At 63.7% G+C, this 24745-nt stretch carries 25 protein-coding genes (1 of these 25 only partly in view); 6 read left to right on the top strand and 19 right to left on the bottom strand.

Annotated elements, in window-relative coordinates; translation table 11 throughout:
• On the top strand, positions 1 to 329 hold the final stretch of the coding sequence (locus NKH19_RS14170; RefSeq protein ID WP_352867761.1) for a M23 family metallopeptidase. The gene continues 1639 nt to the left of window position 1, outside the view; 329 of the gene's 1968 nt are visible here — the last part of the coding sequence; its start codon lies beyond the left edge, outside the window; its stop codon occupies positions 327 to 329.
• A gap of 30 nt (positions 330 to 359) precedes the next feature.
• Here the strand turns inward: NKH19_RS14170 and NKH19_RS14165 are convergent, their stop codons facing one another.
• Positions 360 to 1919, bottom strand: a complete 1560-nt coding sequence (locus tag NKH19_RS14165; RefSeq protein ID WP_352867764.1) for an MFS transporter — start codon at positions 1917 to 1919, stop codon at positions 360 to 362.
• A 152-nt stretch (positions 1920 to 2071) separates the two neighbouring features.
• On the opposite strand from NKH19_RS14165, the gene NKH19_RS14160 reads away from it, so the two are divergent.
• Positions 2072 to 2704: a TMEM175 family protein gene (locus tag NKH19_RS14160; protein WP_352867765.1), complete on the top strand. Its 633-nt coding sequence runs from the start codon at positions 2072 to 2074 to the stop codon at positions 2702 to 2704.
• Here NKH19_RS14160 and NKH19_RS14155 read toward each other — a convergent pair.
• The 8 genes from NKH19_RS14155 to NKH19_RS14120 all read right to left on the bottom strand — a co-directional run bounded on the left by NKH19_RS14155 (position 2678) and on the right by NKH19_RS14120 (position 14397).
• Positions 2678 to 4198 carry a L,D-transpeptidase family protein gene (locus NKH19_RS14155; protein WP_352867958.1) on the bottom strand — a complete coding sequence of 507 codons (1521 nt, stop codon included), beginning with the start codon at positions 4196 to 4198 and terminating at the stop codon, positions 2678 to 2680. The genes NKH19_RS14160 and NKH19_RS14155 overlap by 27 nt on opposite strands.
• Before the next feature lie 150 nt (positions 4199 to 4348).
• Positions 4349 to 4714 carry an MmcQ/YjbR family DNA-binding protein gene (locus NKH19_RS14150; protein WP_352867768.1) on the bottom strand — a complete coding sequence of 122 codons (366 nt, stop codon included), beginning with the start codon at positions 4712 to 4714 and terminating at the stop codon, positions 4349 to 4351.
• Between the two features lie 60 nt (positions 4715 to 4774).
• Complete coding sequence (gene clpB / locus NKH19_RS14145) at positions 4775 to 7381, bottom strand: ATP-dependent chaperone ClpB (RefSeq protein ID WP_352982284.1); 2607 nt, start codon at positions 7379 to 7381, stop codon at positions 4775 to 4777.
• 222 nt (positions 7382 to 7603) lie between these two features.
• Positions 7604 to 8521 (bottom strand): DUF4167 domain-containing protein, encoded by a 918-nt coding sequence (locus NKH19_RS14140; RefSeq protein WP_352867773.1) that lies wholly within the window; start codon positions 8519 to 8521, stop codon positions 7604 to 7606.
• 307 nt (positions 8522 to 8828) lie between these two features.
• Positions 8829 to 9707 carry a peptide chain release factor N(5)-glutamine methyltransferase gene (gene prmC, locus NKH19_RS14135; protein ID WP_352867776.1) on the bottom strand — a complete coding sequence of 293 codons (879 nt, stop codon included), beginning with the start codon at positions 9705 to 9707 and terminating at the stop codon, positions 8829 to 8831.
• The gene (gene prfA / locus NKH19_RS14130; protein WP_352867779.1) at positions 9700 to 10779 is read right to left on the bottom strand and encodes a peptide chain release factor 1; all 1080 of its coding nucleotides are present in this window, start codon (positions 10777 to 10779) and stop codon (positions 9700 to 9702) included. Before prfA ends, prmC begins: the two co-directional genes overlap by 8 nt.
• Positions 10780 to 10789: 10 nt before the next feature.
• The gene (gene ptsP / locus NKH19_RS14125; RefSeq protein WP_352867781.1) at positions 10790 to 13060 is read right to left on the bottom strand and encodes a phosphoenolpyruvate--protein phosphotransferase; all 2271 of its coding nucleotides are present in this window, start codon (positions 13058 to 13060) and stop codon (positions 10790 to 10792) included.
• Positions 13061 to 13143: 83 nt separating this feature from the next.
• Positions 13144 to 14397, bottom strand: a complete 1254-nt coding sequence (locus NKH19_RS14120) for an aspartate kinase (RefSeq protein WP_352867783.1) — start codon at positions 14395 to 14397, stop codon at positions 13144 to 13146.
• A gap of 259 nt (positions 14398 to 14656) precedes the next feature.
• Between NKH19_RS14120 and NKH19_RS14115 the strand changes: the two genes are divergently transcribed.
• Positions 14657 to 16498, top strand: coding sequence for a CHASE3 domain-containing protein (locus NKH19_RS14115; RefSeq protein WP_352867786.1), 1842 nt, complete (start codon positions 14657 to 14659; stop codon positions 16496 to 16498).
• A gap of 27 nt (positions 16499 to 16525) precedes the next feature.
• On the opposite strand, the gene NKH19_RS14110 is transcribed toward NKH19_RS14115, so the two are convergent.
• Positions 16526 to 16762 (bottom strand): putative glycolipid-binding domain-containing protein, encoded by a 237-nt coding sequence (locus NKH19_RS14110; RefSeq protein WP_352867788.1) that lies wholly within the window; start codon positions 16760 to 16762, stop codon positions 16526 to 16528.
• A 256-nt stretch (positions 16763 to 17018) separates the two neighbouring features.
• Here NKH19_RS14110 and ubiG point away from each other — a divergent pair, with 256 nt between their 5' ends.
• Positions 17019 to 17768 (top strand): bifunctional 2-polyprenyl-6-hydroxyphenol methylase/3-demethylubiquinol 3-O-methyltransferase UbiG, encoded by a 750-nt coding sequence (ubiG, locus tag NKH19_RS14105; RefSeq protein WP_352867791.1) that lies wholly within the window; start codon positions 17019 to 17021, stop codon positions 17766 to 17768.
• Between the two features lie 115 nt (positions 17769 to 17883).
• Here ubiG and NKH19_RS14100 read toward each other — a convergent pair whose 3' ends face one another.
• Positions 17884 to 18798 (bottom strand): DMT family transporter, encoded by a 915-nt coding sequence (locus NKH19_RS14100; RefSeq protein WP_352867793.1) that lies wholly within the window; start codon positions 18796 to 18798, stop codon positions 17884 to 17886.
• Positions 18799 to 18895: 97 nt separating this feature from the next.
• Here NKH19_RS14100 and NKH19_RS14095 point away from each other — a divergent pair, with 97 nt between their 5' ends.
• Positions 18896 to 19381 (top strand): MarR family winged helix-turn-helix transcriptional regulator, encoded by a 486-nt coding sequence (locus NKH19_RS14095; RefSeq protein WP_352867960.1) that lies wholly within the window; start codon positions 18896 to 18898, stop codon positions 19379 to 19381.
• Positions 19382 to 19385: 4 nt separating this feature from the next.
• Here the strand turns inward: NKH19_RS14095 and NKH19_RS14090 are convergent, their stop codons facing one another.
• The 4 genes from NKH19_RS14090 to NKH19_RS14075 are packed head-to-tail and all read right to left on the bottom strand — an operon-like array spanning position 19386 to position 21783.
• Entirely contained in the window at positions 19386 to 19811 is a 426-nt protein-coding gene (locus NKH19_RS14090) for a DUF1178 family protein (RefSeq protein ID WP_352867796.1), read from the bottom strand.
• Positions 19808 to 20674 carry a carbon-nitrogen hydrolase family protein gene (locus NKH19_RS14085; RefSeq protein WP_352867798.1) on the bottom strand — a complete coding sequence of 289 codons (867 nt, stop codon included), beginning with the start codon at positions 20672 to 20674 and terminating at the stop codon, positions 19808 to 19810. The genes NKH19_RS14090 and NKH19_RS14085 overlap by 4 nt, the downstream gene beginning before the upstream one ends.
• 11 nt (positions 20675 to 20685) lie before the next feature.
• Positions 20686 to 20955 carry a glutaredoxin 3 gene (gene grxC, locus NKH19_RS14080; RefSeq protein WP_352867801.1) on the bottom strand — a complete coding sequence of 90 codons (270 nt, stop codon included), beginning with the start codon at positions 20953 to 20955 and terminating at the stop codon, positions 20686 to 20688.
• Between the two features lie 27 nt (positions 20956 to 20982).
• Positions 20983 to 21783, bottom strand: a complete 801-nt coding sequence (locus NKH19_RS14075) for a ComF family protein (RefSeq protein WP_352867962.1) — start codon at positions 21781 to 21783, stop codon at positions 20983 to 20985.
• Positions 21784 to 21847: 64 nt separating this feature from the next.
• Between NKH19_RS14075 and NKH19_RS14070 the strand changes: the two genes are divergently transcribed.
• Positions 21848 to 22720: a methyltransferase domain-containing protein gene (locus NKH19_RS14070; protein ID WP_352867803.1), complete on the top strand. Its 873-nt coding sequence runs from the start codon at positions 21848 to 21850 to the stop codon at positions 22718 to 22720.
• Between the two features lie 89 nt (positions 22721 to 22809).
• Here the strand turns inward: NKH19_RS14070 and NKH19_RS14065 are convergent, their stop codons facing one another.
• The 4 genes from NKH19_RS14065 to NKH19_RS14050 all read right to left on the bottom strand — a co-directional run bounded on the left by NKH19_RS14065 (position 22810) and on the right by NKH19_RS14050 (position 24725).
• Positions 22810 to 22989 (bottom strand): Flp family type IVb pilin, encoded by a 180-nt coding sequence (locus NKH19_RS14065; RefSeq protein WP_352867806.1) that lies wholly within the window; start codon positions 22987 to 22989, stop codon positions 22810 to 22812.
• A 109-nt stretch (positions 22990 to 23098) separates the two neighbouring features.
• Complete coding sequence (locus NKH19_RS14060; protein WP_352867808.1) at positions 23099 to 23413, bottom strand: hypothetical protein; 315 nt, start codon at positions 23411 to 23413, stop codon at positions 23099 to 23101.
• 128 nt (positions 23414 to 23541) lie between these two features.
• Positions 23542 to 23964: a (deoxy)nucleoside triphosphate pyrophosphohydrolase gene (locus NKH19_RS14055; RefSeq protein ID WP_352867810.1), complete on the bottom strand. Its 423-nt coding sequence runs from the start codon at positions 23962 to 23964 to the stop codon at positions 23542 to 23544.
• A gap of 8 nt (positions 23965 to 23972) precedes the next feature.
• A complete protein-coding gene (locus tag NKH19_RS14050) occupies positions 23973 to 24725 on the bottom strand; it encodes a GNAT family N-acetyltransferase (RefSeq protein WP_352867813.1) in 753 nt (250 codons plus the stop codon).
• Positions 24726 to 24745: the final 20 nt, after the last annotated feature.

Raw genomic sequence — 24745 nt, 5'->3', positions numbered from 1 at the left:
TCATCCTGCGCCATGCCAACGGCTACGAGACATCATACAATCACCAAAGCGCCTTCGCCAAAGGCATCGAACCCGGTGTGCGCGTGCGCCAGGGGCAGATCATTGGTTATCTCGGCCAGACCGGTCTCTCCACCGGTCCGCACCTCCACTACGAGCTGATCGTCAACGGCACCAAAGTCGATTCGATGCGCGTCCGGCTGCCGGTCGGCAAGGTGCTGAAAGGCGATGACCTCGTCGCCTTCAAGCGCGAGCGCGAGCGCATCGACGATCTGCTGAAGCAGGAAGACAGTGACTCGCTGAAGGTTGCGAGCGCCAAGATCGACGGTTGATTCCGTCGGCCTCCATCCTTGCTGAATTTCTCAGCCTTGCGGATTTTCGGCATCCCGCGGCCATGGCAGCGGTTGCCCGGAAATGGTCGTCCAGGCGATGACAGCCGAAAGCAGGCAAAGCAGCGCTGTCACCGCGGAGACAGCGGCAAACGCAGCGTCGCTCGCGGCAAGCCTTGCCGCGTCGACGGCGGGCGCAAGCGCTACCGTTGCCGGTTCGCCAAAGCCAGGCACGCCGGGCGTTGCATTGCCATCCAGCGCATGCGCGTAGACCCAGGCGGCGAGCGAACCCATTGCCGCCACCGCGATCAGGCCGCCGATGCGCGAGACGGCATTGTTGATGCCGGAGGCCGCACCCGTATCCTTGTCTTCCACCGCCGTCATGATCGCGGTCGACAATGGCGACACGACCAGCGCCATGCCCAGCCCCATCAGCGCCATCAGCGGGAATGTTCCCGTCCAGAAATTGTGGATGCCGGCATGGGCGAGCAAGGCAAGTCCGGCAAAGGCGAAAGCCACGATGAGGCTGCCGCAGGCGATCGGAAAACGCGGGCCGATCCGGTCCGACAACTGGCCGACCGGCCCTGACAAAAGCGCGATCGATGCCGACAGTGGCAGGAAGATGAAGCCGACCTCGGCCGTACTCAGTCCCCAGCCGGCGATCAGCAGCATCGGCAGATAGAAAAGATTGGCCGACAGCGCGAAATAGAGGAAGAACGTCGCGACATTGGCGCCGGCGAAAGCGCCGACGCGAAACAGCGACAGGTCGATCATCGGCTCGCGCTGCCGAAGTTCGAAAAAGATAAAGACGACAAGCAGCGCGACACCGGCTGCAATGCTCGGCCCCGACATGTGGTCCTCGCCGCTGGCACTTGTCGAGGTTAGTCCATAGGCGAGCGCGCCGAAGGCCAATGTGGCGAGCGCGGCACCGCCAAGCTCCAGGCTGCGTTTCTCCGTCGCCGCATCGGCTGGAACCTTGGCCAGCAGGAGATAGATCGAGATCAGCCCGAGCGGCAGGTTGATGGCGAAGATCGCCCGCCAGATGCCGTCGCCGAAGGCCGACAGCACGAAGCCGCCAAACACCGGGCCAAGTGCCGTGGTCAGTGCCGACGCCGCCGCCCAGATGCCGATGGCGCGGCCGCGTTCTTTCTTCGGATAGGCCTTGGCGATGATGGCGAGACTGCCCGGCACCATGATGGCCGCACCGATGCCCTGCACCGCGCGAAATCCAATCAGCACAATTGCATTCGGCGCCAGCGCACAGGCAAGCGAAGCGGTAACGAACAGCGCAATGCCCGCCACGAAGGCGCGGCGCAGCCCGAATCGGTCACCGGCGGCACCCCCGGCAAGGATCAGCGCCGAGAGCGTCAGCGCATAGGCGTTGGAAATCCACTGCGCTTGCGCCAGGCTGGCGCCGAGGTTGACGCGGATCGCCGGCGTGGCGATGGCGAGGATCGAGCCATCGATGAAGCCGAGCGCCGAGGCCAGGATGGCCGCTATCAGCACAAATCGCCGCTGCGCTTGCGGGCAGAAGGTTCGATTCGTGCCCGGACTGGTAAGCGGGACGGCGGCGGCGGCACTTGGTGAATGCATGAAACCTTGCTTAGACCTCCAGTGCATCGGCAACAACGAGCCAGTGGCTTGCTGTCGTTGAAACCAGCCACATTGCCGGGATTGCGCCTGTTCTGATGCAAACGGCGGCAGCCATGTTAGGTTTCCTGGGAATTTGCAACGGGGAGAAATCGATGAAGCGGCCACTTGAAGCATCGGCGGAAGGACGCGGCCGTATCGTCGGCATCACCGACGGGGTGTTTGCCATCGCGCTTACCCTGATCGTTCTCGAAATCAGGGTGCCGGCGCACGAGGCGATCCATTCCGAAGGCGAGCTGCTTGCCGCGATCGCGGCACTGGCGCCACGCTTCCTGACTTACGCCTTGAGTTTCCTGACGCTGACCATCTTCTGGTTCGGCCAGCAGGCGCAGCATGGTCTGATCGCCAGATCCGACCGACGGCTTGCGACGTTGAACCTCTGCTTTCTCGCCTTCATCGCGCTGCTGCCGTTCTCGACCGACCTTCTGGCCGACTTCCTCGAGTTCAGAACCGCCGTGCTGGTCTACTGGCTCAATCTGCTGATGCTCGGCGTCACCCTGTTCGCCAGCTGGCGCTATGCGGAGAAGAACGGCTTCCTGGCAGAGGGCATCGACGCGGAAACGAAACGCACGGTCTATCTGCGCATCGTCAAGGCGCAAATCCTGTGGGCGATCGGCGCCGCACTGTCATTCGTCAATCCCTTGCTCGGCATCGGCTTCATCCTGGTCGTGCAGTTGGTCTATGCCGCCGCGCTTCGGAGTTCACTGCTGCGCAAAGTCATCGGCTGAAGGTCCGCCGACAAACTCCACCGTCACGCCCGGCGAAACCAGCTTGGCCAGCTCACGGGCATCCCAGTTGGTCAGGCGCACGCAGCCATGGCTTTCAGTCTTGCCGATCTTCGATGGGTCCGGTGTGCCATGAATGCCGTAGGTCGGCTTGTCCAGCGCGATCCAAACCGAGCCGACAGGACCGTTCGGGCCTGGCGGAATGGTCAGGACCTTGTTGTTTTGACCCTGCTTGAAATTGATGCTGGGGTTGTAGGTGTAGTTCGGATCGAGCGCGACGCGCGACACCGCATGCGTGCCGGACGGTGACGGCGTATCCGACGAGCCTATGGTGGCGGGATAGGCTGCCACCAGCTTGCCGCCGGCATCATAGGCGAAAACCTCTTTCTTGTCCTTGTCGGCGACGATGCGGGCCACCGGCGTCGACACCAGCCTGCCGAAATTGGCGACCTTGATGATCGTGCCGGGGCGATTGAAATTGAGGTCCGGGTTGAGCGCCTTGAGATAATTCTCGTCCATGTGGAAGCGCTCCGCCAGTGCTTCGGTCACCGACGTATAGCCCATCCGGTCGAGCTGCGCCTTTTGGCTGTAGTCTTCCGGGATCGAGGCGACATACGGGCCGGCCGCATCCTCCGGCGTGATCGTGTAGTTGGCGAAAGCGTCGCCGCCGGATTGCGCCAGTGCCGACTGGATGCCGACAGCATCCGTCGATCGCAGATTGCTGCCGGTGATCTGGTTGTAGGCGGCGAGTGCCTTGTCGACATTCGAACCGAATCGCCCGTCGATGACGCCAGGCGAAGCGCCACCCCGGTCGAGCAGCACCTGCAGCGCCGCGACGTCCTGGCGTGCTCCCAGCGAAAGCGACGGGTCGATGGTCTTGCCGCCGATCTTCGGCGGCAGTCCCGCCTGATCCTCGGGCATGGCCTGTTCGGTAGGTGCCGCGGGCTCGACAGAGTCTATCGAGGCCTCGTCCAGCGGCTGACGCGTGATGGTGCGCGGCTCTGCCGGCTGCGGTGCATCGGGAAAATTGTTGTCGTAGCTGCCATCGTCCTGCAGTGGCGGCGGATAGGCCTCCACGGAATTGTCACCGTTAGGATCGTATTCGTCCGCCGGCGGCGGGATGACCCGGCCTTCCTCTTCCAGTTGCTTGCGGCGGAACCGCGCCATGTCTTCCGGATCGTCGAGATAGTAGCGGTCATTGTCATCGGGGGCGCGGCCCAGTTCGCGCAGCCGTGTCTCGCGACGCAGCACTCGACGGTCGAGCCGCGTCTGCGGCGGTTGGATGGCGATGACCTTGCCGGTATCGGCATCGACAATGACGCGGTTGCCCCTGGCGTCGTAATAAATGTCCACATTGCCGTCCTGCGCGAGCAGGACGCCACCGTTATTGGCGGCACGGACAATCGTTGGTGCGCTGTCCTGCGTCGGCGCGGCAAGGGCATTGGAAGACAAAAACCCGCCGGCAAGTACCGAGAGGGTGAAGATCGTGCGCAGCATGGTGGCGAAGCTCTCCGGTCCGTAATTGCCGCCGCCCGGCAGTGTCCCTGTAAGGCGAACCCCTTCGCCAGCAAACCAGTTAGTCACCATATGGTTCCAACATGAACCGGGCATGAAGATGGCGGTTTCCGGCGCATCGGCGAATATTATCTAGCTTGCGGCAAGTCCCAATTCCTTGCGCACCTGCTTGGTCAGCTTCAGGGCGACAAGGCGATGGCTCTCGCGCAGATAGTCCTTCAGCGCACTATCATCCATGCTCTGGCTTGTCCGACGCTGGATCCATGTCATGCCGCGCGAGGCAAGATAGGGCGCGGGCCGCAGACCCGGCTGCTCCTTGAGCACATCATAGGCGATATCGGAGCATTTGAAGGTCACGAAAAGTTGGTCGCCCTGGCCCCAGCCGCCGATCGCAAAGACCTTGGCTCCGACCTTCCAGACATGGGCACCGCCCCATTGGACGACATGGGTCGTCGAGGGCAGCGAGGCGCAGAAGCTGTTGTAGTCGTCCAGCGTCATCAGTGCTCTCGTTTTTCGTATGAAAACGCCGCGCGTCCAGAATGGACGCGCGGCGTTGGATCAGGCCGCCGCTTCCGCCGCGACGATCGTCGGCTTCGATCGGAAGTTCAGCCGGTCGGAACCGGCTGTCGCCTTGACTGTCGAGCCGTCAAGAATGTCGCCAAGCAGTATCTTCTCCGCCAGGGGATCCTGCAACTCCTTCTGCATCACTCGCTTCAGCGGCCGCGCGCCGTAGGCCGGGTCGTAACCCTTGGCCGCCAGCCAGTCGATCGCCTCCTGATCCAGCGAAAGCGTGATCTTGCGGTCGACAAGCAGGCTCTCCAGCCGCTTGAGCTGGATCTCGACGATGCGGCCCATATCCTGCCGGCGCAGCCGGTGGAACAGGATCACCTCGTCGACGCGGTTGAGGAATTCCGGCCGGAACGATGCCCTCACCACGCCCATCACCTCGTCTCGCACGGCGTCGACATCCTGGTCCTCGCCGAGATTGACGAGATATTCAGCACCGAGGTTCGAGGTCATGATGATCAGCGTGTTGCGGAAGTCGACCGTGCGGCCCTGGCCATCGGTCAGGCGGCCGTCGTCGAGCACCTGCAACAGCACGTTGAAGACATCGGGATGCGCCTTTTCGATCTCGTCGAACAGCACGACCTGATAGGGCCGCCGCCGCACCGCTTCGGTCAGCGCGCCGCCTTCCTCATAGCCGACATAGCCGGGAGGCGCGCCGATCAGCCGGGCAACCGAGTGCTTCTCCATGAACTCCGACATGTCGATGCGCACCATGGCGCTCTCGTCGTCGAACAGGAAGCTCGCCAGCGCCTTGGTCAGTTCGGTCTTGCCGACGCCTGTCGGCCCGAGGAACATGAACGAGCCGATCGGCCGGTTCGGATCCTGCAGGCCCGCACGCGCCCGACGCACGGCTTTCGAGACGGACTGCACCGCTTCGCCCTGGCCGACGACGCGCTTGCCGATCTCGTCTTCCATGCGCAGCAGCTTGTCGCGCTCGCCCTGCAGCATCTTGTCGACCGGAATGCCGGTCCAGCGCGAGACGATATGGGCCACGTGGTCGGGAGTGACCACCTCTTCGACCATGCCGACCTTGCCGTCCTGGGCCTCGGCCTCCTTCAGCTTCTTTTCCAGTTCCGGGATCTTGCCATAGGCAAGCTCGCCGGCGCGCTGGAACTCACCCTTGCGCTGGGCGATGGCAAGGTCGTTGCGCGCCTCGTCGAGCTGCTTCTTGAGGTCGGCGGCGAGCCCGAGCTTCTGCTTCTCGGCCTGCCACTTGGCGGTGATCTCGGCCGATTCCTCCTCGAGGCCGACGAGTTCCTTTTCCAGGCGGGCGAGCCGGTCCTTCGAGGCATCGTCCGTCTCGACCTTCAGCGCTTCGCGCTCGATCTTGAGCTGCATGATGCGGCGATCGATCTCATCCAGTGCTTCGGGCTTGGAATCGACCTGCATACGCAGTCGCGAAGCGGCTTCGTCGACGAGGTCGATCGCCTTGTCCGGCAGGAACCGGTCGGCGATATAGCGGTTGGACAGCGTCGCCGCCGCCACCAGCGCCGAATCCGAGATACGCACCTTGTGGTGCTGCTCGTATTTTTCCTTCAGGCCGCGCAGGATCGATACGGTGTCTTCCACCGTCGGCTCATCGACGAACACCGGCTGGAAGCGGCGGGCAAGGGCTGCATCTTTCTCGACATGCTTGCGGTACTCGTCGAGCGTGGTGGCGCCGACACAGTGTAATTCACCGCGCGCAAGCGCGGGCTTCAACAGGTTCGACGCATCCATGGCGCCGTCCGCCTTGCCGGCGCCGACCAGCGTGTGCATCTCGTCGATGAACAGGATGATGTTGCCGCTGGCCGAGGTGACTTCGGAGAGCACGGCCTTCAGCCGCTCCTCGAACTCGCCGCGGTATTTGGCGCCGGCAATCAGCGCGCCCATGTCGAGCGCCATCAATTGTTTGTCCTTCAGCGATTCCGGCACGTCGCCATTGACGATGCGCAGCGCCAGACCCTCGGCGATCGCCGTCTTGCCGACGCCCGGTTCACCGATCAGCACCGGATTGTTCTTGGTGCGGCGCGACAGCACCTGAATGGTGCGTCGGATCTCGTCGTCACGGCCAATCACCGGATCGAGCTTGCCGGCACGCCCATCCGCGGTCAGATCGCGCGCATATTTCTTCAGCGCGTCGTAGCCCTGTTCGGCACTCGCTGAATCGGCGGTGCGGCCCTTGCGGACGTCGTTGATGACCTGGTTGAGCGCCTGCGCGGTGACACCGGCCTTGGCCAGGATGTTGGCGGTCTTGGCCGATTTCTCCATGGCGAGCGCCTGCAGCAGCCGCTCGACGGTGACAAAACTGTCGCCGGCCTTCTTGGCCAGTTCCTCGGCGGTCGAGAACACTTTTGCCAGCGGCTGCGCCAGATAGAGCTGGCCATTGCCGCCCTCGACCTTGGGCATCGCCTCAAGCGCCGTCTCGACGCCAAGCTTGACGTCGCGGACGTTGCCGCCGGCGCGCTCGATCAGCGATGCGGCTAGGCCCTCGTCATCGTCGACGAGCACTTTCAGGATGTGTTCAGGCGTGAACTGCTGGTGGTTACGGGAGAGCGCCATGGTCTGCGCGGACTGGATGAAGCCTCGCACGCGCTCGGAGTATTTCTCAAGATTCATATCTGTCTCCTTCCATCACCGGCCCGCTTTGCGGCACCGGATCAGATTGCGGTGACGAATCCGCCCATTCGAGCCGGATCCTGTTCAGCCGAGATATGGTGCATAGGCCATGCTGTCTCAAGGCGCCTTGATGTCGGTCAACGCATAATATTCCATCGCGGCACAAAACAAAAACGGCGGGGATTTCTCCCCGCCGCTCAAAGTGTTTGAAATGTCGTTTGATCAGTTGTCGATGTCGACAATGGCCGGTTCAGCGTTGCCGCCGTCGGCCGGGGCCGCAGCCACCTCGCCAGCTTCGGCATTGTCGCCACCGCCCTCGACCTGATTGGCGTTGACGCGCGGACGGCGCGGACGCCTCGGGCGACGGGCAGCACCGCTTTCGGCGGCCGCCTCATTGAGCTCGGCCCGGGCGGCAAGGCCCGCTGGCGAAAGGTTCTCGAACAACGGAGCAGGTTCGGCCGCCGCAACGGACTCGGTCGGCGAAGCGGCTTCGCCCTGAATTGCGGGCTCGTTGCTCTGGGGCTGACCACCTTGCTCGGCGGACGATGAATAGTCGCGCTGGCCGCTCTGGCCGTAACCGCCATTGGGGCGACGATCGCGATGGCGTCCACCATTGTTGTCGCGGCCACCATTGTTGCGCCCGCTATTGTCGCGGCCACCTTCCCGGTTGAGCGCAACCTCGGCCGGCATGCCTTCGATGACCGGCTGCGGGCCGGCGCCATGGTTGATCACCGGCACCTGGGCGTCGGAAACAGTGTTGTTGTTGCCGGTATTGTCGAAATCGTCGCGATCCTCGTCGCCGTCATCATCGAAATCATCGCGATTCTGCTGCGTGTTCTGGATCGGCATCTGCGCCTGCGCGGCCGCGATGATGCGATTGTAGTGTTCGGCGTGCTGGAGATAATTCTCCGCCATGACCCGATCGCCGGAGCTTTGCGCGTCGCGGGCAAGGGTGGCGTATTTTTCGGCGATCTGCTGAGCCGAACCGCGGATCTTGACGTCCGGGCCATTGCTCTCGTAGTTGCGCGTCAGGGGGTTCGGCCCCTTGCGGTTGTTGTTGTTATTGTTGTTATTGTTGCTACCGCCGCCGCCACTGTTGTTGCGACCGCGCATGCGCCTGTTCTGCTGTTGTGGCCTCATCAAACTCTCTTCATTGTCATCTTGAAATTTTCGAAAACTCTTCACGAACGGAGGCGCTCATGCAGCCAGCCGCTTCGTCTCTTCACCGGCGTTCGCCCGCATCAATTGCGTTGGCGCCACGTGCCATCCTGTTCCGGTTACATCACTTGCCGGACGATTCCCGCACGAAGCTTGGGCATCGGTTGCGCAAGAAGGCAGCTATTTCCAAGGAAAACCGAATCGCTAAGAGCACTGCCTGCTTCGTCTCATCCGGTTAAGGCGACCCTAGCCGCATTCCCCGGCATTGCCAAGCGCTTTTTGCACTGCGTCAAGGCTTTATCCTTTCAAAGACAAGAACCCTGTCGTTTCCGCCAAAATCCCGAAAAGCACCGCCCGGCACGTAGCCGGCAGCAGTGAATATCTCCGAGACTTGGTCGCGCTGCGTGTGGCCGATCTCGACCGCAATCCTGCCTTCAGTTTCCAAAAATCTCGCCGCCTCCGCGGCGATGATCCTATAGGGGTTCAGACCGTCCGCGCCGCCATCCAAGGCAAGGCGCGGGTCGAAATTGCGGACTTCGTCCTGCAGATTTCCAATGTCTTCGGAGGGTATATAGGGAGGGTTTGCGGCAATTACATGGTACCGGCCCGAAACTTTTTCGAACCAGTCCGACTGGAGCGCTGTGAACCGCCCTGCAAGGCCCAGTTGCCCGGCATTGCGGGTCGCCGTCGCCAGCGCGCCCGCGGACAGATCGACACCGGTGGCGATCGCGGCCGGCACGGCGCTGAGCAGCGCCAGCGCGATGGCGCCGGTACCGGTGCCTAGATCGAGGATGCGGCATGCGCCATCCCGGACCGCAATTGCCTTGACGAAAGGCAGCATCGCGTCGACCAGCGTTTCGGTATCCGGCCGCGGCTCCAGCGTTTCCGGCGACAGCGACAGGCGCAAACCATAGAATTCGCGATAGCCTAGGATGCGATGCACCGGCTCGCCGCCGGCCCGGCGCCTTAAGGCGGCATCGATTTGGGCAACGACGCCAGCGTCGACCTTGCGTTCGGGGTCCGCGATGGCTTGCGTACGCGTGGTGCCGGAAAAATGCTCGACGATCAGCCGCGCATCGAGCGCCGGATCATCGGTAGCGGCAGCGGCAAGCCGAGCCTGCGCTTCCCGCAGCAGCGGCCCGAGCGTCTCGGGCAGTTGATCAGCCATCGATACCGATGTCGGCAAGCAGCTTCGACTGGTGATCGGCGATCAGCGCGTTGATGATCTCGTCGAGCTCGCCCATCATCACCCGGTCGAGCTTGTAGAGCGTCAGGTTGATGCGGTGGTCGGTGACGCGGCCTTGAGGGAAATTGTAGGTGCGGATGCGCTCGGAGCGGTCGCCGGAGCCAACCTGCGACTTGCGTGATTCGGAGCGCTCCTCGTCGGCCTTGCCACGCTCGAGGTCATAGAGGCGGGCGCGCAGGATCTGCATGGCCTTCGCCCGGTTCTGATGCTGCGACTTCTCCGCCTGCACCACCATGATGCCAGTCGGCAAATGAGTGATGCGCACAGCCGAATCGGTGGTGTTGACGTGCTGGCCGCCCGAACCCGAGGCGCGCATCGTGTCGATGCGGATGTCTTCGGGCCTGATATCTATGTCGACCTCCTCGGCTTCCGGCAGCACGGCGACGGTGGCGGCCGACGTGTGGATGCGCCCGCTCGCCTCGGTCGCCGGCACGCGCTGCACGCGGTGCACGCCGGATTCGAATTTCAGATGCGCAAAGACGCCCTTGCCCGACACCGTGGCGATGATTTCCTTGTAGCCGCCGGCGTCGCCGTCGCTGGCCGAGGCCGTCTCGAAACGCCAGCCGCGTTCGGCCGCGTAGCGCTCATACATGCGAAACAGGTCGCCGGCGAAAAGCGCCGCCTCATCGCCGCCTGTGCCGGCGCGGATTTCGAGAATGGCGTTCTTGTCGTCGGCGGCATCCTTGGGCAACAGCAGGATCTGGATGTCCTTCTGCAGCGCCTCGATGCGTTCCTCGACCTCCGGCAGGTCGGCCTCGGCGAGCGCCCGCATCTCGGCATCGGTGCCCTTGTCGGCAAGCATGGCTTCGAGGTCGGCCTGCTCATGCTCGGCCAAGCGCAGTGCCCTGACTTTGGCCACCATGTCCTGGATTTCAGCATATTCGGACGCCATCCGCACATAGGCATCCGGCGCCGGGCCAGCCGACATCTGCGCTTCGAGCATCTCGAAACGCTTGACGACTTGATCCATACGATCGCGGGGCAGGTTGACCATGATGAGGCTGCTACAATGGAATCGAACGGTCGTCGGCAAAGGCCTGCAGCAGCGCCCGCATCGGCAAACCCTGCGCCGGCGCCATCAGATTGTCGTCGAAGAATGCCTCCAACTCATCCAGCGGCAGTTCCGTCAGCATCGCCTTGACCGGGCCGATCGAGGCCGGCGACATCGAGATCGAGCGGAAGCCGAGGCCGATCAGCGCCATCGCCGAGATAGGTTTTCCGGCGAGTTCGCCGCACAGGGTTACCGGCGTGTGGTTGCGGACACCGGCATCGGCGATCTGCTTCAGGACGCGCAGGAACGGCGCCGACAGCGTGTCGAAGCGGTTGGCCAGTTGCGTGTTGCCGCGGTCGACAGCCATGACGAACTGGAACAGGTCGTTCGAACCGACCGAGACGAAATCGACCGCTTTCATCAATTCGTCGAGCTGGAACAAGAGCGACGGCACTTCCAGCATCGCCCCGAGCTTCAGGCTGGTCGGCAAATGATGGGCAAAGCGTGACAAATGCCGCACTTCGCGGTCGATGATCTCGCGTGCCTGGGCGATCTCGCCAAGCTCGGTCACCATCGGCAGCATCAGCTTGAGCTCACGCCCGCCGCTGGCTTTGAGCAAGGCGCGGATCTGGGTGCGCAGCAGCCCCGGCCGGTCAAGCGTCAGGCGGATCGCCCGCCAGCCAAGCGCCGGATTCTCTTCCTGGATGGAGCCCTTGAAGTAGGGCAGCACCTTGTCGCCGCCGATATCGATGGTGCGGAAGGTGACGGGCTTGCCGCGCGCCGCCTCCAGCACGTCTCGGTAGAGTTTTTCCTGGGCCTCGGCCCGGGGAAATGTCGAGGCGACCATGAACTGCAGCTCGGTGCGAAACAGGCCGATGCCGGCCGCACCCGATTCGACGAGCTGCGGCAGGTCGACGGCAAGGCCGGCATTCATCAAAAGATCGACCTGGACACCGTCCCTGGTCGTCGACGGCTTCTTGCGCAGCTCGCGATAGACCTCTTGCCGGCGCGCCCGGAACCGCACCTTTTCGGCATAGGCGGCTTCGAGATCGGCCTGCGGCCGCAAATGGATCACGCCCTCTTCGCCATCGACGATGATGGCATCGCCGTTTTCCGCCATGGAAACGGCGCCCTTCATCTGGCCGGCGACAGGGATGCCCATGGCGCGCGCAACGATGACGACGTGGCTGGTCGCGGCACCGTCCTCGAGCACCAGCCCGCGCATCTTGTCCCTGGGATAGTCGAGCAGTTCGGCGGCTCCCATGGAGCGGGCGACGATAATGGCGTCCTTCGGCAGCGATGCGGCGACATCCTCCGGCCCACGCCCCATCAACTGGCGCAGCAGCCGGTTGGCGAGGTCGTCGAAATCACTCATCCGTTCGCGCAGATACGGATCGGTCATGTGCAGCATGCGGGCGCGCATGTCGCTCTGCACCTTTTCCACGGCAGCCTCGGCGGTCAGGCCGTTGCGGATCGCCTCCTCCAGCCGGCGCACCCAGCCGCGATCGTTGGCGAACATGCGATAGGCTTCCAGAACCTGGCGATGCTCTCCCTCGAAGGCGACGTCGCGGCGTTCCAGCATGTCGTCGATGGAGAGCCTTAGCGAGCCGAGCGAGGTTTCGAGCCGGCGGACCTCTTCCTCGCTGTCCTCGTTGAACAAATTGGTGACGACGATGCGCGGCTCGTGCAGCACGACATGGCCAAGCCCGACGCCTTCATTGAAGGACAGGCCAGTGAAGCTGACCGGGCGGCGCAGATCAAGTTCGAGGCCTGGCCTGGTCAGCCGCGCCAGATCGCCGGTGGCGATCATCTCGGCGATCACCATCGCCGTCGTTTCCAGCGCCTCGACCTCGTCGTCGCGGTAATGGCGCATGGTCTTGTTCTGCACCACCAGCACGCCCAGCGTGCGCCCTGCCCGCAGCACCGGCACGCCGAGGAAGGAATTGTAGATCTCTTCCCCGGTCTCCGGCAGGTAGGCAAATGCCGGGTGTTCCTGCGCATTGGAAAGGTTGAGCGGCCGCGCACTGGCCGCGATCGTGCCGACCAGGCCTTGCCCCAATCGCAACTGCGCCAGATGGACGGCGTTCGGGTTCAAACCCTCGGTGGCGTAGAGTTCGAGCACCGAATCGGAGCGCAGCACATAGAGCGAGCAGACTTCGGCGACCATATTGGAGGCGATGTCGCGCACGATCCGGTCAAGCCGCTCCTGCGGCTCCAGCGGCTCTTGCATGAGCTCGCGGAGCCGTTTCAGCAAAACGCGCGGGCCACTGGCCTGATCACGCATCGCGGCTTGTTCTCCAATGGGCATTCTGCCCGACGCAGTTTCCACCGCGACCGGCGCACACGCAACAACTCAAATCGTTCTCGCTACTGCTTATCCAGACCGTAGACGGAATGCAAAGTACGAACCGCAAGTTCGGTGTACGGACCGTCGATCAGGATCGAAATCTTGATCTCCGAAGTCGTGATGGCACGGATGTTGATCGACTTGTCTGCCAGCGCCTTGAAAGCGGTGGCGGCGACGCCGGCATGGCTCCTCATGCCGATGCCGATAACCGAAACCTTCGACATGCCCGCCTCCGACTGCACGACATCGTAGCCGATCTCGGCTTTCAGCCGCTCAAGCACGGCCAGCGCCTTGTCGACATCGCCCGACGGCACGGTGAATGTCATGTCGGTAGACTTTCCGTCCTCGGAAATGTTCTGGACGATCATATCGACATTGATGTTGGCCTCGGCCAGCGGTCCGAAGATGCCGGCGGCAACGCCCGGCCGGTCGCCGACCCGGCGCAGCGAAATCTGCGCTTCGTCCTTGGCATAGGCAATTCCGGTGACGACCTGCTGTTCCACGATCTCTTCCTCGTCGCAAATGAGCGTTCCGGGCGGATTGAGCAAATCCCCCATTCCGGGCGCGTCGGGATCGTCGAAGGACGACCGCACGAAGGTACGCACCCTGTGCACCATGGCAAGCTCGACCGAACGCACCTGCAGAACCTTGGCACCGAGCGAGGCCATTTCAAGCATTTCCTCGAACGATATCTTGGCCAGACGCCGCGCCTTGGGCTCGATGCGCGGATCGGTGGTGTAGACCCCGTCGACGTCGGTGTAGATGTCGCAGCGATCGGCCTTGACCGCCGCCGCGATGGCAACCGCGCTGGTATCGGAGCCGCCGCGGCCTAGCGTGGCGATGCGATTGTCCGGGCCAATGCCCTGGAATCCGGCGATCACCGCCACCTGGCCCTCGCCGAAGCGCTTGATCAGGAACGCGCCGTCGATATCGAGGATGCGCGCCGCGCCATGCGCATTGTCGGTCTTGATCGGGATCTGCCAGCCCTGCCAGGAGCGTGCATGCACGCCCATGTTCTGCAAGGTGATTGCCAGAAGGCCGGCCGTGACCTGTTCGCCGGACGCGACGACCGCGTCATATTCGCGTGCGTCGTGCATCGGCGAGGCCTCGCGCGTCCAGCCGACCAGTTCATTGGTCTTGCCGGCCATCGCCGAGACGACCACCGCCACCTGATGGCCGGCGTCGACCTCGCGTTTGACGTGACGCGCCACATTGCGGATGCGGGCGATGTCTGCGACGGAGGTTCCGCCGAATTTCATCACGATGCGCGCCATGGAAGCGAAATGCCTTTGACTGAAACCGGACCCCAGCCCAAAAGCGGAATCCCGAAAAGCGGAAGACCGGCTGACGCCGGCCGCTGAATGCGCGCCTCCTTAGCCAAATGACGAAGGTTTCGCAAGGCTGGCGGCGGATTGCCGGCTTCAAGAAGGTTGGCATATTGCGTTCCGCCGCCGCGCCGCTTACGAAATACTGCCCTTTGGGGGAATTCCTGTTGGCTCGGTCTGGCAAATGATTGCTCGTCTTCGACGCGCCATGCGATGGCAATCGCTCCCGCTCTTCACTGGCTTCGCGGTGTTGGCGCTGATCGTCGGCAGCCGCGCCATGCTGGTCGAGGGCCAAAGGGCCAATCGCGCCGCCGCGCGAGAGGCAAGCGAGTATCAGGAACTGCTTTCCGGCCTGCTTTCGCTGGCGCAAGACGCGGAGGGCGGCCAGCGCGGCTATCTGCTGACCGGCGAGAAATCCTATCTCGAACCCTATCGGCGGGCTGTCGGCGCAATTCCGGGGCAACTTGCACGCATCGACAGCATGACGGCCCCGGACGACCAGGTCGTCCAGCAGATCAACCATATCAAGGACGCGCTTTCGCAAAAGCAGGCTGAACTGGCCGAGACGATTGCGCTGTACGACCAGGGCAATGCGACGAAGGCGCTGGATCTGGTCCGCAGCGGCCAGGGCAAGGCCGTCATGAACGAAATCCGGACCAGCATGGATACGATCCGACGCATCGGCGCCGCCGCCGTCGCCGCGCGCGACAGCCGTACCGACCAGGTCGAAGCCTGGCTGCGCATCGTTTCATTGGCGGCGCTGCTGGCGATCTTCCTGCTTGGCGCCTACACGATCAGGCAATCGCGCCGCCGCTTCCGCGAGGTGGTCCTCGCCCAGGAAGAACTGATGCGCAATAACATCGCGCTCGGCCATGAGATCCAGACGCGCGAAAAGGCCGAATCCCAGATACGCCAGATGCAGAAGATGGAAGCGGTCGGCCAGCTGACCGGCGGTATCGCCCACGATTTCAACAACATGCTGGCTGTGATCATCAGTGCCATGAACCTCGCCCAGCGCAAGCTCGGGCGCGGCGAACACGACATCGAAAAATTCATCGAAGCGGCGGTCGACGCGGCAAACCGTGCCGCCAATCTGACGGCCCGGCTTCTCGCCTTCTCGCGCCAGCAGCCGCTGGCGCCGCAGATCGTCGACGCCAACCGTCTGCTGACCGGAATGTCGGACCTGATCCGGCGGGCGCTCGGCGAAACCATCCGCATCGAAACCGTGCTGGCGGGCGGCTTATGGAAGATCCATGCCGACCCGAGTCAGATCGAGAACGCCATTCTCAACCTCGCCGTCAACGCGCGTGACGCCATGGGCGATGGCGGCAGGCTGACCATCGAGACCGCCAACAGCCATCTCGACGACAGCTACGCCGCCACCCATGCCGATGTCGAGGCGGGCCAGTATGTGATGATCGCCGTCAGCGACACCGGTTCGGGCATGGCCCCCGAAATCATAGCCAAGGCCTTCGAGCCCTTTTTCACCACCAAACCGGTCAACAAGGGAACCGGCCTGGGACTGAGCCAGGTGTTCGGCTTCGTCAAACAGTCGGGTGGCCACGTCAAGATCTATTCCGAACCCGGCGAAGGCACGACGGTCAAGATCTACTTGCCGCGATTCTTCGACCCGGAGGAGCCTGTCGTGCCGAGCGGGCGCGGCGAGAATCCCGCGGCTCCGATCACCGAAACGATCCTTGTCGTCGAGGACGATGCCCGCGTGCGGGCCTCCACCACGGATGCCTTGCGCGAACTCGGCTACACCGTCATCCATGCCGCAAGTGGCCAGGAGGCGTTGCAGAAGCTGGCGGAAAACCCCGGCATCGCACTTCTGTTCACCGATATCGTCATGCCGGTCATGAACGGCCGCAAGCTGGCGGAAGAAGCGGTCGCGCGCATGCCGCGGCTCAAGGTCATCTTCACCACCGGCTTCACCAGGAACGCCGTGGTCCACAATGGTGTGCTCGACCATGACGTGCACTTCCTGGCCAAGCCCTTCACCATCGAACAGTTGGCGGCGAAACTGCGCGACGTGCTGGACACGAATTAGGCCGTATCGGAAATGATCCTGGTCGCTTCAGCCTGACGCAGCCGAGCTTGTCCACAGGCCGGGATAATCGACTACGAACCCGCGCGGCGAAACCTCGAGGACCTTGTCATAGCCGAACATGGGCGCGGCATAGGCGTAGCGAGCCTCATCGAGACGGCGGTAACTCTGTTCGAGGCGCACCAGCTTGATCTCGGGGAAGGTCAGGTAGGCGGCCGGGGCGGGCGTCGCCTCGCCGATGCCGAGGTCGAACCGGCGGATCGCCAACAGCTTCGATGCGCCCGGCGGGCCAATTGTGTTTCGATGAGGTTCCCGACAGGTGACATGTCCTGACTGAACCTGTTGCTTTGGCCGCATCGAAAAATGCTGCCTTGACATTCGCGGTGTCACGCCCGACTTCCTAGCGCATGACCCGAAATCGGAGTCGATTTCGAAAAGGATCATGCGCAGAATCTAAAGTGCTACAGCGTCCTTTGCGCATCCAAAAGGACGCGCGGCGCTGTAGTGTCGAGGAGACCAACCGATGCCAGAGCCCCGACGATCGACGATCGATGCCGGAGAAGTGGAACGCTTTTCCGCTCTTGCCGCCGAATGGTGGAACCCGAACGGCAAGTTCCGTCCGCTGCACAAATTCAATCCGGTCCGGCTGTCCTATATCCGCGACCAGATAGCGACGCGCTTTGGCCGCGATCCGCGCGCTGCAAGACCATTCGAGGGCCTGCGCATCCTCGACATCGGCTGCGGCGGCGGCCTGTTGTGCGAGCCGATGGCGCGTCTTGGCGCCGAGGTGGTGGGCGCGGATGCCTCCGAAACAAACATCGAAGTGGCGAAGCTGCACGCGGCCGAGGGCAATGTCAGCGTCGACTACCGCGCCACGACGGCCGAGGACCTTGCCGACGCCGGTGAGAAATTCGACGTCATCCTCAACATGGAAGTGGTCGAGCATGTCGCCGACATCGACCTGTTCGTCGCCAAATGCGGCGAGATGGTCCGGCCGGGCGGCATCATGTTCGTGGCCACCATCAACCGCACTCTGAAGGCGCTCGGTCTGGCCATCATCGGCGCCGAATACGTGCTGCGCTGGCTGCCGCGCGGCACCCACCAGTTCGGCAAGCTGGTGCGCCCGGAAGAGCTTGAGAAGGCACTTGGCAGGGCTGGCCTCACCGTCATCGACCGCACCGGAGTCACCTACAATCCGCTCGCCGACCGTTGGGCGCGCTCGAAGGACATGGACGTCAACTACATGGTGCTGGCGGAAAAAAGTTCGGTCTGACCCTATTCAGAATCGAGCGGCCGATAGCCGCCGCGCCAGTAGATCACCTTGGGCGGCTCGGCCGACACCGGTGGCGAAGACAACGAAACCGGCGCCGGCTGAGGCGCGAAGGCGCTCACGCCGCCTGGCGTTGCGCCTTCGTGCTGATCTGATTTTGTGCACTGGTGGTGATGAAAACGCCGGCGGTGATGATGACCGCGCCCGCCCAGGTCAGCAGCTGATAGTGCTCGCCCAGAAAGATCGTGCCGGCAAACAAGCCGACGGCCGCCGCCACGTAGCCGATCTGGCTGAGATAGACCGGACCGCCGACCGCCTGCAGCCGGAAGAAGAAGGCGAACATCGCCGACGCCGACGCAGCCTGCGCGACGACCACCATCGGCACGCCGCTCAGGGGAGCGAAGGCCGTGACGCCGAACAGAGCGAGAATTCCGACCAGCAGTATCGCCGCCGATGCCAGATGGCTGCCGACGGCAAGCTCGATCGGGCCAGTGCCTTCCGGCCAGTCGACCGTGCGGTAGATGTTGCCGGCGGCAAGGCTGACCGGGATGAGCAGCCCCATCACCACCCAGAACAAATCGGCCGGCTCGCCGGCCTCGCCGCGCGTCACCGCCACCATGATGGCGCCGACAAAGCCGACGGCAATGCCGACAATTCCCAGCACGTTCGGGCGCCGGACACGCAGCAGGATCGAGAACACCAGCGTGATGACCGGCGACAGCGTGAACATGATGCCGGTGTAGCCGGCGCCAAGATGCGGGATGGCCGAGAACATCAGGAGATTGGGCACGGCATAGGACACTGCGGCGGTGACGAAGAAATAGCGCAATTTGTGCGCGGTGAGTTGGACACGCTGGCCGCGCAGCAGCAAGGAGCACAACAGCACGCCGCCGGCGCCAAGTGAGATGACGAAAGCCCAGACCATGGCCGGAACGCCGGCCGCCGTGGCGAGCTTGCCGAAGGGCAGCGTCAGGCCGAGCAGGCCGCCGGTGACGACCAGCAGGCCGAGCGCCGAATCCCAAAGAAATTTCATAATCGAACCCTGTCGCGAGCGGCCCTTGGCCAGCATTGCATCTTGCGGTAAGATAATGGAAAGATTCTTAACGTCAAGATATATGATGGTGAGACTGTTGGACAGGGCGGCAAGAGCGATCGAGCAATGGAAGCGGGAGCGGCCCGATCTGGACGTCTCGCCGATGGCCGTGCTCGGGCGGCTGAACGAGGCCTCCTCGCTGATCGCCCGCGAGCGGCTGGCGCCGTTGTTTGCCCGTTACGGACTGCAGTCCGGGGAATTCGATGTGCTGGCGACGCTGCGCCGCTCGGGATCACCTTACGCGCTGACGCCGACCGCCCTCTATGAAGCGACGATGGTGACGTCCGGCGCCATGACCAACCGGCTCGACCGGCTCGAAACGTCCGGATTGATCCTGCGCGGACCACATCCCAACGATCGGCGCGGCATTGTCGTGCGGTTGACCGAAAAGGGTCTCGCTTTGATCGACGAGGCAGTTACCGCCCACGTTGCCAACGAGCACGAGATTCTAGCGAGCCTGACACATGCAGAAAAGGAAACGCTCTCTCGGCTGCTTGAGAAATTGATCGGCAGCGTGAGCTAGCCGGTCAATTTCGATCATCCGGGAACACCGGAATCGGCATGAACTCGACGCCGTCCTCGGCCAGGCTCTTGGCCTCGTCCAGCGTCGCCTCGCCATAGATGCCGCGCGCGTCGCTTTCGCCGAAATGGATTTTTCGGGCTTCCTCGGCGAATTTGTCACCGACATAGTCGGCATTCTCGCGCACCTTCTCGGCCATCGCCTTCAGCTGCGCCAAAGCCTGCTTCTGCGCCTCGCCCATGGCGAGCGCGATCGTTTCCTGCTTGCGCGCCGTGGAGACGGCCGGCGCCATCAGCGCTTTCCGCACCTTGTGCGAGCCGCAGGTCGGGCAATCGACAAAGCCGCGCTTCTTCTGGGTGTCGAAATCGTCGTTGCTGCGAAACCAGCCTTCGAATTCGTGCTCATGCTCGCAGATCAGGGCAAAACGGATCAAGAGGCCGCTCCCCTGAGACGCGGCGCCTCGCCCAGGCCGGCATTGACAGCAAAATCCCGCGCATTTTTCAAATTGGGGATCTTCTTGCGCGCGGCAAGCGACTGCGCCGGGTCGATCTCCGCGACGATCACCGCCGGCTCGTCATGCGCGGCTTCCGCGATGATACGGCCCCACGGATCGACGATCAGCGAATGACCGTAGGTCTCGCGGCCGTCTTCATGCAGGCCGCCTTGCGCGGCGGCAACGACATAGGCGCCGTTCTCGATGGCGCGCGCCCTGAGCAGCACATGCCAGTGCGCCTCGCCCGTCTGGCGGGTGAAGGCGGCAGGCACGGAAAGCAGGTCGGCGCCAGCCAGTGCCTCGGCGCGGAACAATTGCGGAAAGCGCAAATCGTAGCAGACCGCGAAACCCAGTTTCGCGCCGTCGATCTCGGTGACGACGGCCTCGGTGCCCGGCTCGTAGGCGGCGGATTCGCGCCAGCTCTCGCCATTGTCGAGATCGACGTCGAACATATGGATCTTGTCGTAGGTGGCGAGCGTGGCGCCATCCGGGCCGAACAGCAGCGCCCGGTTGGCGAGCTTGCCGTCGGCGCGCAGGATGGCGGTCGAGCCGATATGCAGGAAGACGCCGAGCTCCTCGGCCAGTCCGCGCGCGGTCGCGACGATGATGTCCTTGTCCTCGGACGTGAAGGAGGCGGCGCGCGCTTGCCTGTCGCGGATCAGCGCGCCGGTCATTTCCGGCGTCTGGATATAGGTCGCACCCTGCCCGGCCGCTTCACGCACCAGCCGTTCGAGATCGACCGCGTTGCGCTCGGGGCTTTCGCCTGAACGCATCTGGATTGCAGCGGCCTTGAAAACACCCATCGCCATCTTCCTCAATTCGTCGCGCCGTTGGCGAGCAACCTGTCCAGCCGGCCTTCGGCTTCCAACTCGTGGAGGTCGTCGCAACCGCCGACATGCGTATCGCCGACGAAAATCTGCGGAAAGGTCGAGCGGCCGTGGGCGCGGGAGATCATCTCCTGGCGCAGCTCCGGCGAGAAGGAGGCATCGTGTTCGGTGAAGGCGACGCCTTTGCGTTCGAGCAGCCGCTTGGCTGCCGTGCAATAGCCGCACATCATGCGGGTATAGATGGTGACATCGGTCATGACGAAATTCCGCTGTTCGTTGCCGACTTATATAGTCGTGGACTCGTCCGCCCGGAAGTCCCCCGGCAACACGCGCGCGAAGGTCAGCACGTCGACGGCGGCCGCACCTCCTCTTTTCAGCGCCTTGGTGGCGGAACGCACGGTGGCGCCGGTGGTGTAGACATCGTCGATCAAAAGCACTCGGCGGCCGGCGATCTCGATTTCCGCCTCGGCGGGCACGCGAAAGGCGGCCCGCACATTCTCCTCGCGCTCAGCCCGCTCCAGCCCGACCTGCTGGCGGGTGAGTTTTACGCGCCGCACCGCCGAGGGCGCGAAGGGCAATTCGCTGAGCGCCGAGACCGCCCTTGCCAGTTCCGCCGACTGATTGAACCGTCGCCTGAAAAAGCGCCGCCAGTGCAGAGGCACCGGCACCACCACATCCGCCTGCGCGATGAGATCGGCACCGGCGCGCACCATCCAGCGCGCCATCCATGGCGCGAGATCGGTGCGATCCTGGTATTTCAGCCCCTGCACCATCTGGCGGGCGACGCCGGAATAAGCGACCGCCGCCCGCGCCCGCTCGAAAGGCGGCGGATCGGCAATGGCCTCGGCGGATAGAAAGCCTTCGCCCATATGGTGGGTGAACGGGGTGCCCATCACCGGGCACCATGGTCGTTCCAGCAGCCTGAGCTTCGGCCAGCAGGCGCCGCACAGCACGCCGGGCTGCGAGACATGCCGCCGGCAACCGGCGCAGACCGGCGGAAACAGGATGCGAGCCGGCCAGCCGAGAGCCGATCGGGCGAGACTGCGTATCTCGACGGACTTGATCTTGGGCATCGGATCGGCCACGTGGTTGGTCCTGCGCGTCACTATATCCACTATCTTAGAGCATGGACAAACAAGGATCCGCCCGTTGCAACCGATAATGGATACCTCTCTGTGGCTGGCGCACAAGCGGCGCGCGCTTGCCCAGCCGGCCGACGGCGCGGACTTCCTCATGCGCCGCACCGCCGAGGATCTTGCCGACCGGCTGGGTGCCGTCGAGCGCCGGTTCGGCAAGGCGGCTGTGCTGTTTTGCCAGACGCCGACGGCAGCCGAAATGCTCGCCGAGAGCGGCAAGGTCGCCGACATTGTCCGCGTCGAGACGGACACGGCTTTCCTGAACGGCGGCGCCGGCTTGATCGCACCGCTCGAAACCGTGCCGTTCGAGCCGGAGAGCCTCGATCTGGCGGTCTCGCTTCTGTCGCTGCAGGCGATGAACGACGTTCCCGGCATGCTGATCCAGATCCGCCGCGCGTTGCGGCCGGACGGGCTTTTCCTCGGCGCCTTTGCCGGCTCCGGCACGCTTTTCGAGTTGCGCGAAAGCCTGCTTGCGGCGGAGACCGAGCTTTATGGCGGCGCCAGCCCGCGTGTCATCCCGTTCACCGACGTGCGCGAGGCCGGTGCGCTTCTGCAGCGCGCCGGTCTCGCTCTGCCGGTCGCCGATGTCGAGACGGTGACGGTGCGCTATGACAGCCTGTTTAACCTGATGGCGGACCTGCGGGCCATGGGCGAGACCAGTGCGCTCACCGATCGCAGCCGGAGGCCGGGCTCGCGCGCGCTGTTTGCCCGCGCGGCGGAGATCTACGCAGAGCGGTTTTCCGACCCCGATGGCCGCGTGAGGGCAAGTTTCTCGATTGTCTGGATGTCCGGCTGGGCGCCCGATGCATCGCAGCAAAAACCGTTGAAGCCGGGTTCGGCCAAGGTTTCGCTGAAGGCAATCCTGGAGGCGCCAGACGGGCAATGATCCTGCCCGCGGGCGCTAGAGCATGATGCCGAAAAGTGTGAAGCGGTTTTCGGACGACATCATGCTCTATCTCTTTGAATTAGTCCGGATCAAGGTGTGAAAGCGTTCGCAAGCCTGCTGCTGTTGTCGCTGAACAGCCAGATGATCCCGTCGCGGACCTGACCGATACCGCCGACTATGGCCAATGACAGCACGGCGATGATCACGCCATATTCGACGGCCGTGGCGCCCGTCTCGTCTTTCAGAAAACGCAGCAGCACTGCTTTCATGGCCTGAACCCCTCTCGCCCGGACCTTACCGCCGACCTGTTAAGAAAGGTTAACGGCAAAGGCTTAACAGGCGGTGAAACCGCCGCCTTTGCGAAAACTCTTAACCATGTCAGCAGTCGCCGCTGCTTCTGCCATTGGACCTGATGATGCAGACCGAACCGGGCTGCGGCTGCAGCACACTGCGGCGCAGCGTATAGGTTTCGCGATGGCTCACCGAGCCGGTGGCCGTCATGTCGAGCCCGGCAAGACCGTCGCGAGCAGACAGCGGGCGTGTCTGGTTGTCGAGGAAAGAGGTTGCGATCAGCGCCAGCGCCACAGCGGCCGAACCGAACAGCAGCGTTACGCGCAATATCCCCATGCCCGCGTCGGCGGCGCGAAAGCCGCGTTCGGGCCGGATCGGGTCCCAATCCCTGTCTAGGCTCATGCTATCGCTCCCCAGCGTATCGGCGGCGCGGCCGCGAACGGCCATGCATCAATTTTTCACGATGAGATAAATCTTCCATTAACGCTGGCTGATACGACGCCTCGATCGGCAATCGGACGGGAGCGCCCTCAGAGAAGATCGATGAGGAACGGGATCAGCGGCGCATCGGCCGGCGGCATCGGGTAGTCGCGCATCTGCTTTGGCCGCACCCATTTCAGCGCCTGCCCTTCCCTCGGGTGGGCGATGCCGCGAAAGCGCCGGCAGATGAACAGCGGCATCAGCAGATGGAAGTCCTCATAGGAGTGGCTGGCGAAGGTGAGCGGCGCCAGGCACGGAATGTCGGTTTCGACGCCGATTTCCTCGCTCAGCTCGCGAATGATGCATTGTTCGGGCGTCTCGCCGGGCTCGACCTTGCCACCGGGAAATTCCCACAGCCCTGCAAGCTGCTTGCCCTCGGGCCGCTGCGCCAGCAGCACCCGGCCGTCGGCATCGACCAGCGCGCAGGCGGCGACCAGAAGCAGGCGCTTGCCGGCGATCGTCACATCAATCATGCCCAACTTCACTCATGCCCGGGCGGCCGGCGGTAGTGGTAGCGATAGACTTCGTCGAAGCCGAGCGAATGGTAGAGCGCCAGCGCCGGCACATTGCCGGCCTCGACCTGCAGCCAGGCTTCCCGCGCGCCACGCAACCGCGCCCATTTCAGCGCCGACAGGATCAGGTTGCGGCCGTGGCCCTTGTTGCGCGCCGACTTGTCGGTGGCGATCTCGAACAGGCCGGCCAGATCGCCGTCATGCACGCAGATAAGCGTTGCCAGCGGCTCGGTTCCATCTTCGAGCGCGAACAGTCCGGCCTCGGGCTGGATGGCACCGATGATCTCCGACAGCCCAGGCCGCAGCGAAACATCCGAACCGCTGACCTTGAGCGAGGCGCCGATAAAGCGGCTGATGTCCTTCAGCGGAATCTGGTCCATGGCGGCGTCGAGTTGCGCGTCGGCCAGCGGCAGCCGCATCACCAGCGACTCGTCGAACCGGCTCCAGCCTTCCTTGTCGAGATGGCTGGCGAGATCGGGACCCGACAGCGGCGACATGCGGAACGTCAGCGGCCTGCCATAGGCATCGAAACGGCGGCTGGCCCGGCCGATACGGTCGGCAATGTGCTGGATGTCACCGGGATCGAGCGGATTGACCGAGTTCAGCCGCTTGGCCGGATGGCCGGCGGTCAGCCGCACCACCCAGGTGCCGTCATAGTGGACGGCGGCTGCCGGCCAGGCGCGAAAGCCGGCCGCCTCGTAGCGGCGCACGATCGCGAGCATGCTTGCCGGATGCCTGGAGC

The organism is Mesorhizobium sp. M1338 (assembly GCF_040318045.1).
In the GTDB taxonomy this organism is placed as follows: domain Bacteria; phylum Pseudomonadota; class Alphaproteobacteria; order Rhizobiales; family Rhizobiaceae; genus Mesorhizobium.
This window is presented reverse-complemented; position numbering and strand designations above follow the sequence as displayed.